The sequence below is a fragment of the Rhodococcus sp. NPDC006774 genome (assembly GCF_040636045.1).
Taxonomy (GTDB): Bacteria; Actinomycetota; Actinomycetes; order Mycobacteriales; family Mycobacteriaceae; genus Rhodococcoides.
This window is the reverse complement of sequence record NZ_JBEYIW010000014.1, coordinates 115,312-122,550: the sequence shown is the minus strand read 5'-3', so window position 1 is coordinate 122,550 and position 7,239 is coordinate 115,312. Positions and strand designations below refer to the sequence as shown.

At 64.2% G+C, this 7,239-nt stretch carries 8 protein-coding genes and 1 rRNA gene; 6 read left to right on the top strand and 3 right to left on the bottom strand.

Annotated features, from left to right (window positions below):
• A 5S ribosomal RNA gene (rrf, locus tag ABZ677_RS20245) occupies positions 1-91 on the top strand; the annotation flags it as partial.
• A gap of 228 nt (positions 92-319) precedes the next feature.
• Here rrf and ABZ677_RS20240 read toward each other — a convergent pair.
• Positions 320-1,909: an adenylate/guanylate cyclase domain-containing protein gene (locus ABZ677_RS20240; protein ID WP_358372595.1), complete on the bottom strand. Its 1,590-nt coding sequence runs from the start codon at positions 1,907-1,909 to the stop codon at positions 320-322.
• A gap of 42 nt (positions 1,910-1,951) precedes the next feature.
• Here ABZ677_RS20240 and nucS point away from each other — a divergent pair, with 42 nt between their 5' ends.
• On the top strand, positions 1,952-2,623 hold the full coding sequence (nucS, locus tag ABZ677_RS20235; RefSeq protein WP_032394670.1) for an endonuclease NucS: 672 nt from the start codon (positions 1,952-1,954) through the stop codon (positions 2,621-2,623).
• Positions 2,624-2,664: 41 nt separating this feature from the next.
• Positions 2,665-2,982: an ATP/GTP-binding protein gene (locus ABZ677_RS20230; protein WP_358372592.1), complete on the top strand. Its 318-nt coding sequence runs from the start codon at positions 2,665-2,667 to the stop codon at positions 2,980-2,982.
• Positions 2,983-3,012: 30 nt separating this feature from the next.
• Here ABZ677_RS20230 and ABZ677_RS20225 read toward each other — a convergent pair whose 3' ends face one another.
• Complete coding sequence (locus ABZ677_RS20225; RefSeq protein WP_037193363.1) at positions 3,013-3,963, bottom strand: hypothetical protein; 951 nt, start codon at positions 3,961-3,963, stop codon at positions 3,013-3,015.
• Between the two features lie 59 nt (positions 3,964-4,022).
• Positions 4,023-4,499 carry a methylmalonyl-CoA epimerase gene (mce, locus tag ABZ677_RS20220; RefSeq protein WP_037193696.1) on the bottom strand — a complete coding sequence of 159 codons (477 nt, stop codon included), beginning with the start codon at positions 4,497-4,499 and terminating at the stop codon, positions 4,023-4,025.
• 111 nt (positions 4,500-4,610) lie between these two features.
• Between mce and ABZ677_RS20215 the strand changes: the two genes are divergently transcribed.
• The 3 genes from ABZ677_RS20215 (at position 4,611) to ABZ677_RS20205 (ending at position 7,232) form a co-directional block, all read left to right on the top strand.
• A complete protein-coding gene (locus ABZ677_RS20215; RefSeq protein WP_037193362.1) occupies positions 4,611-5,801 on the top strand; it encodes an acetyl-CoA C-acetyltransferase in 1,191 nt (396 codons plus the stop codon).
• 67 nt (positions 5,802-5,868) lie between these two features.
• Positions 5,869-6,240, top strand: a complete 372-nt coding sequence (locus ABZ677_RS20210) for a DUF3817 domain-containing protein (RefSeq protein WP_170945994.1) — start codon at positions 5,869-5,871, stop codon at positions 6,238-6,240.
• A 104-nt stretch (positions 6,241-6,344) separates the two neighbouring features.
• Positions 6,345-7,232 carry a tetratricopeptide repeat protein gene (locus ABZ677_RS20205; RefSeq protein WP_358372607.1) on the top strand — a complete coding sequence of 296 codons (888 nt, stop codon included), beginning with the start codon at positions 6,345-6,347 and terminating at the stop codon, positions 7,230-7,232.
• Positions 7,233-7,239 lie beyond the last annotated feature (7 nt).

Here is a 7,239-nt window from a genome sequence, read left to right as displayed (position 1 = left end):
GCCCGGTCCCATTCCGAACCCGGAAGCTAAGCCCTCCAGCGCCGATGGTACTGCACTCGACAGGGTGTGGGAGAGTAGGACACCGCCGAACACAACATCCCAGAACACCCTCAGACCACTGGTCTGGGGGTGTTCTGCATTTCGAAACCACCCACACACCCCGCCAATGAATGCCGACACACGCGCGCGCATTCGCCATCCGCGCGCAGAATCGCATCCCGACCTGTACCTATTCCCCGCGCACCTGACACACGCGCGCGCATTCGCAGGCCGATGCCGACGCTGAGTCCGCATCGATGGAGACGACCGTCGACAGGAATTAGGCGTGCACGGCGACAGGCTTGTCGGCGGCGACTTTCGCATCCTTCGGATTCGCGAGGACCGTCTCGGCGGAGCGTCCACGGAGGGTTACTGCATCACCGAATTCCCAAAGGTGCGCCTCGTCGTCCGCGGCACCGTCGACTGCCGTTTTGGAGGCCAGGATCGCTCCTGGAGCGTTCTTCGCCAGTTCGGACAGGCGGGCGGCCTCGTTCACCGGGTCTCCGATGACCGTGTACTCGAATCGGGACTTCGCACCGACGTTGCCGGCCACGGCGCGACCTGCTGCGACACCGACAGCGGCACTGCATTCGGGTACTTCGACCAGCAGCCGTCGGGCAATTGCCCGGGCTGCGGCCAACGCTGAGCCGCAGTGGTCGGCAATTTCGTTCGGGGCACCGAAGATGGCCAGCGCCGCGTCGCCCTCGAATTTGTTGATGAAGCCACCGTGTTCGTCCACCTCGTCGACGACTACTGCAAAGAATCGGTTGAGTAGGTCCACGACCTCGGTGGGGGGCCGGGATGCCGCCAGCTCCGTCGAACCTACGAGGTCGATGAAGAACACAGCTATGTTGCGTTCCTGGCCACCGAGTTCGGTCTCGGACTGCAACGCCTTCTCAGCAACTTCGTGTCCGACATGTCGGCCGAACAGGTCGCGGATCTTCTCTCGATCGCGCACTCCGTCGGCCATCCGGTTGAACCCACTCTGCAGTTCCCCGAGCTCGGTGCCGTCGTACACCGCGAGACGGACATTCATGTTGCCCTTCTCCACCTCTGCCATGCCGGCCCGCACGTTGTTGATGGGGGAGGTGGTCGCGAAGCCCCCGAGGACGGTCAATGCGAAACCGAAGACGATGGTGATTCCGCCCAGAGCGAGGATGGACACGGCGAGTTGGTTGGCACTCGTCTCGGGTCGGAGGAAGCGGAAAACCGCGATCATCATGAGTCCGGAGACCGGAACGCCGGTTCCCAACAACCACGACAGAATGGAGCGACCCATGACACCGGCGATACGGATTCGACGTGGGTCACCCGCCTCGAGTGCTCGGGCCGCGATGGGGCGAAGCGCGAACTCACTGAGCAGGTAGCTGAACGCGCAGACGACTGTGCCGCCCGCGGCGATCGTGAATGCAACTTTGGGTATCGCCTGAGGATCGATGATGCCGTCGATCGTGGTCAACAGAATCAACGCGCCGATCCAGAGCGCTATCTGCATGCGCGTCAGGCGCCACGGCATCGCGAGAGTTGCCACCTGCTCGGATCGTGTGGGTTGGCGATCCTCGATGCCCCACCGCAGGCTGCTCAGCGCGCTCGTGGTGCCCCAGACGACGCCGACCAGGAATGCGAGGAAGACGTACACCGGGACGACGATGAAGTTCACCCACCAATAGCGATCCATCTCCAGAACGTCCGGTCCGGGAACGACGACGCTGATCAGAACGCCCACGATGACTGCGCCGATCAGGTTCGACAGGACCAAGAAGACGGTCAGCAGCAGCTGAATTCGGATCCGTCGTCGACGTGGCGACTCGGAGGTGTCGCCGAGCAGTCGGGAACCCAGGGGAGCGGCAGATCGTCTCAGTTGCGGCATGGTCGTCACAGACTAACGGGGCACCTGCCTTAAGGTGGTCGAGTGCGTCTAGTTATTGCTCGTTGCCAAGTCGACTACGTCGGCCGCCTCACCGCACACCTCCCGTCGGCTCGGCGTCTACTCCTCGTCAAGTCCGACGGATCGGTCAGCGTGCACGCGGACGACAGGGCCTACAAGCCGCTCAACTGGATGTCTCCGCCCTGCTGGACGGTCGAGACCACCGAGGGCGAGACGATCAAGTGGGTCGTCACCAACAAGGCCGGCGAGGAACTTCGCATCACCATCGACGACGTGGAGCTCGACTCGAGTCACGAGCTCGGCATCGATCCCGGTTTGGTGAAAGACGGTGTGGAGGCACATCTTCAGGAGTTGTTGGCCGAGCACGTCAGCACCTTGGGTGACGGATACACGCTCGTCCGGCGCGAATACATGACGGCCATCGGTCCGGTGGACCTACTGTGCCGCAACGCCGATGGCGGAACCGTGGCCGTCGAGATCAAGCGACGTGGTGAGATCGACGGCGTCGAACAGCTGACTCGGTATCTGGAGCTGCTCAATCGTGATCCGCTGCTGGCTCCGGTCAGCGGAGTGTTCGCTGCGCAAGTCATCAAGCCTCAGGCGAAGACGTTGGCCACCGATCGCGGTATTCGTTGTCTCACACTCGACTACGACGTCCTACGGGGAACCGACAGTACCGAGTTCCGTCTTTTCTGACGACTGTCGGCACGAATCGGACTGTTCTCTACACTGGACGGGTGCCCCGTCGTAACCAACCCCGCCGACCGACTCGGAGCGGCCCGAGTGACCTCCGTCCGGCGACCGACTCCGTGTTGGGCGGCAACAGGGTCGAGGTCGGTCCGGACGGTGACACGTACACGACGCGGATGGTTCCGGGTGCCAAGGCCGTGAAGACCTACCGATGCCCCGGCTGTGATCACGAGGTGCGGCCGGGCGTCGCACACATCGTTGCGTGGCCGTCGGACGATTTCGGCGGTGCCGACAATCGCAGACACTGGCATACCGGATGTTGGTCCGGCCGAAACACGCGAGGCCTCACCCGCAGATGGTCGTAGCGGGGGAGGCCAGGCGGGGGATCTGCTTAATCAGGACGCCGAGTCGGCCGATTCCTTCTCGGCCTCGGCTTTCGCGGCTGCCTTCTCTTCTTCCTTCTTCAGGATGGCCGTCGGGTCGGGATTGTCGAGCAGTTCGCTCTCGCGATTGACCGAGGCGAGCATCGCCGGAACCGAATCGAGCTGGCCCCGAATTCCGAGCAGCTGTGCCAGTACGCGACTGCGGAGCACACGCAGCTCCTCGGCCAGTTCTTTCGAGTGCGCGATGCGTCGTTCGGCCTGCTCACTCGCGGACTGAAGCCGTCGAGCAGATTCGGTGGTTGCTTCCTCGATGCGGCGAGCAGCATCGGCCTTGCTGGACGCTTCCAGTTCCTCGAGGGCGGTGAGCACCTTGGTGCGGCGCTCGGCCATCGTGATCTCGAAGTCTTCCTGGACCTTGGCTCGCTTGGCCTCGGATTCGGCGGCCAACTTGTCGCGCTCGGCCTGCGCGGCCTCGACCACTCGAGCTGCTTCGGTGCGGGCCTGAGCCATGGTCTGCTGGTGTTCGGCTTCGAGTGCAGTTCGGCGCTCTTCGAGTTCGGCCACCAGTGACTCGTGCCGGCCGCGCAGCCGGGCACTCTCCTGCTGCGCAACGGAGATCATTTCCTCGGACTCCGAATGCGCCTTGGCACGTACTTCGGATGCCTCGTCCGAGGCCAGCCGCAGCATCCGTGAGATTCGATCGCTCATCCCCTCCGCTGTGGTGGGCGGAACCGACAGCCGATCGATGTCCTTGCGCAGTTCGTCGATCTCGTCACGGGCGTCGTCGAGTTGCTTGGCCAGATCACGAGCCTGGGCTGCGGCCGCATCACGGTCAGCGGTTGTCAGCCGGAGCTCGGCGTCGAACCGCTCGAAGTAGTTGGTGACTTCGTCGCGATCGAACCCCTTCCGGACGATGGAAAAGGGAAGTTGCACCGTGGAAGTGCGCTCATGATCGATGGCCATGGCCGTCAATTTACCGGTGAGTCAAGTGGAGAGCCATACGGCTGATTCACAGAGTTGGATCAGTGCGCGTCGGGGTTCGGTTCGACAAGTTCGATGAGCACGCCACCGGCGTCCTTCGGATGGACGAAGTTGATCCGAGAATCGGCGGTGCCCCGGCGCGGAGCGTCGTACAGCAACCGAACGCCGCGAGCGCGCAGCTCGGTCGAGATCTCTTCGATGTCGGTGACGCGGTACGCCAACTGCTGCAGTCCCGGGCCGTTGCGTCCGATGAACTTGGCGATGGTGGACGACTCGTCGATCGGCGCGAGCAACTGCAGTGCAGCGGACTTATCGGTGGCTCCGGGGAAGGACAGCATCGCCTCGCGAACGCCCTGTTCCTCGTTGATCTCCTCGTGCACCGCAACCATGCCGAGGTGGTCGGTGTACCAGGCGATAGCGGCGTCGAGATCGGGCACCGCGACACCCACGTGATCGATAGCCGTCACCAGATCGGAGCGCAGTGGAGCTCCCGTGTAAGACTGCGTGCTGGAGGTCATGGCCATGACGTTAGCGCCAGCTACGTTTCGGTGCTCCGCCCGGCCGGTATCGGCAGGGGGCGTCGGAGCGTTGATCTCGACAAGGCCGTCTTCATACTTTCGGAGGAAATCGTGACCACAACAGTCATCGTCGCCGGCGCTCGCACGCCCGTGGGACGTTTTTCGGGTGCCCTGAAGGACTTCTCGGGATCGGACCTCGGCGGAATCGCCATCAAGGGTGCACTCGACAAGGCCGGTGTCGCGCCGGATCAGGTCGACTACGTCATCATGGGCCAGGTTCTCACCGCTGGTGCCGGCCAGATTCCGGCCCGTCAGGCTGCGGTTGCTGCTGGTATCCCGATGACCGTGCCTGCACTGACGATCAACAAGGTGTGCCTGTCCGGAGTCGACGCCATCGCACTGGCCGACCAGCTGATCCGCGCCGGTGAATTCGAGATCGTCGTCGCAGGCGGTCAGGAGTCGATGACCCAGGCACCGCACATGCTCGAGAAGTCGCGGGCCGGATTCAAGTACGGCGATGTCACCATGCGTGATCACCTCGCCTACGACGGGCTGTACGACATCTTCACCGATCAGGCCATGGGTGCACTGACCGAGCAGCGCAACCAGAGCACCGAGGTCATCACTCGCGAGGAGCAGGACACCTTCGCCGCCGCGTCGCATCAGAAAGCTGCTGCGGCCTGGAAGAACGGCGTCTTCGACAACGAGGTGGTCCCGGTGTCGATTCCGCAGCGCAAGGGTGAGCCGATCCAGTTCACCGCAGACGAAGGCATTCGCGCCGACACCACCGTCGACTCCCTCGGCAAGCTCCGCCCCGCCTTCGACAAGGCAGGCACCGTCACCGCCGGCTCGGCGTCGCAGATTTCCGACGGTGCCGCCGCCGTCGTGGTGATGAGCAAGGAGAAGGCCGAGTCGCTCGGACTGACCTGGCTCGCCGAGATCGGCGCGCACGGAGTGGTGGCCGGTCCGGACTCCACACTGCAGTCGCAGCCTGCTCGCGCGATCGCCAAGGCGTGCGAGAAGGAAGGCATCGACCCGAAGGACCTCGACGTCGTCGAGATCAACGAGGCGTTCGCAGCGGTCGGAATCGCGTCGACCCGCGAACTCGGCATCGACTCCGAGATCGTCAACGTCAACGGCGGAGCGATCTCCATCGGACATCCCCTCGGCATGTCCGGCGCTCGCATCGCCTTGCATCTGGCTCTCGAGCTGCAGCGACGCGGCGGCGGAGTGGGCGCGGCCGCACTGTGCGGCGGCGGTGGACAGGGCGACGCCCTCATCGTTCGGGTACCCAAGAAATAGCGCGTCGGTGGCTCTGGTCGTTGGTGAGACCAGAGCCACTACGTTCTGTCGTAGCAAAACGGGCACAATAGCGGGCATGACCAACTTCTTCGACCTGAGCAGCACGGCCAAACGTTTCCGTTTCATCGCTGTGCTCGAAGCGTTCACCTGGCTGGGACTGCTGATCGGGATGGCGTTCAAGTACATCCCCGCCGACGGCAACGAGATCGGCGTGAAAATCTTCGGACCGATCCACGGTGGCGTGTTCGTGGTGTATCTGGCCGTCGCCGTGTTGACGGCAGTGAAGCTCAAGTGGGACGTCAAGGCAACCCTGCTGGCGCTCGTTGCGGCGTTTCCCCCGTTCGGCACCGTCGTCTTCGAGATCTGGGCCGCGCGTACCGGCCGTCTCGCCGAGCTGAGCACCGGCCGGCCCGCCGCCGACGCGAAGGTTCTGTCCTGACCGCCCGCCAGTGGATGACGCATCGTGTTAGTGACAAACTGTAGGGCGTGACTCGACCCGGTTCCCGTCCTCCCGCCCGCCCGTCAGCCGTCGTTCCCGCATCCATTGCCGGTGCCGTCGACCTGTCCGTTCTCAAGGACCGTCCGGCACCTGCACCTGCGGCCGAATCCGGGGGCGACGCGGGAGGTCTGGCCCCGATCGTCGACGTGACTGCGGCTACGTTCGAGGCCGAGGTTCTGCAGCGGTCGACGCAGGTACCGGTGATCGTCGACCTGGGTTCGGCGCGTTCGCCGCAGTCCCAGGCGTTGACGCGTCAGCTCGGACAGCTGGCCGTGGAAGCCGCGGGTACGTGGGTGCTCGCGCGGGTCGACGTGGACTCCAATCCGCAGATCGCGCAGGCGTTCGGTGTGAAAGCCATTCCGACGGTGGTTGCCGTTGCAGCCGGCCAGCCCCTCGCCGACTTCGAGGGAACGCAGTCGGACGAGCAGCTGCGTCAGTGGCTACAAGCGGTCGAGCAGGCGACTGCGGGAAAGCTCACCGGGCCTCCCGGGGCGGCGGCTGCCGAACCGGAACCCGAGATCGAGGATCCGCGGATCGTCGCAGCCGAAGAAGCCATCGACGACGGTGATTTCGACAAGGCAGAAGCTGCCTATCAGGCCATCATCGACGCCGAACCGAAGAACACCGAGGCCGTTGCCGCTCTGCGTCAGGTCAAGTTCCTGGCCCGTGTGCAGAACCTGGCACCGGACGCGATTGCAATCGCCGACGCCGACGCCGGAAACGTGCAGGCTCGGATCGATGCAGCGGACGCCGAGATGGCCGGTCAGCAACCGGAACAGGCCTTCGCTCGTCTGATCGACGGGATCAAGATCAGCGCAGGCGACGACCGCACTGCGCTGCGCACCCGTCTGCTCGAGCTGTTCGAGTTGTTCGACTCGGCCGATCCTCTTGTGGTCTCCGCGCGGCGCAAACTCGCGTCCGCCCTGTACTGACAGCGGC